The organism is Paenibacillus sp. sgz302115 (assembly GCF_056120445.1).
In genome coordinates, this window is record NZ_JBVYOK010000064.1 from 1 (window position 1) to 500 (window position 500).

Consider the following 500-nt stretch of genomic DNA (forward strand, 5'->3'; position numbering starts at 1 on the left):
TGCCAAGCGGACAACCAATTCATTGGTTGATTCACAATGTTATATATGTTATATGGGCTTTTAGCTCAGTTGGTTAGAGCGCACCTCTGATAAGGGTGAGGTCGGTGGTTCGAGTCCACCAAGGCCCACCATATAACATGAAATTTTATTTTGGGGCCATAGCTCAGCTGGGAGAGCGCCTGCCTTGCAAGCAGGAGGTCAGCGGTTCGATCCCGCTTGGCTCCACCAACAAACTTCATCAAGAGCAAGAACTTGATCCTTGAAAACTGGATACCGAAACGAAATTGCGTTTTAGAACATTCCTTTAAGCTGAACTTGTGTAAGCAAGTTTTGAATTAATGGCGATGCTAGCGATTTTCCTGACGGAAATAAAGGCTTTTGAAGAAATTCAATGTCCGATATTTTCCTAGCGGAAAAATCGAGGTTAAGCTAATAAGAGCACACGGAGGATGCCTAGGCGCCAGGAGCCGACGAAGGACGTGGCGAACAACGAAACTGCC

At 46.0% G+C, this 500-nt stretch carries 2 tRNA genes; both read left to right on the forward strand.

What is annotated here, in order from left to right:
- Positions 1-54: 54 nt before the first annotated feature.
- A tRNA-Ile gene (locus tag AC0LWN_RS32660) sits at positions 55-131 on the forward strand.
- Positions 132-152: 21 nt separating this feature from the next.
- A tRNA-Ala gene (locus tag AC0LWN_RS32665) sits at positions 153-228 on the forward strand.
- Positions 229-500 lie beyond the last annotated feature (272 nt).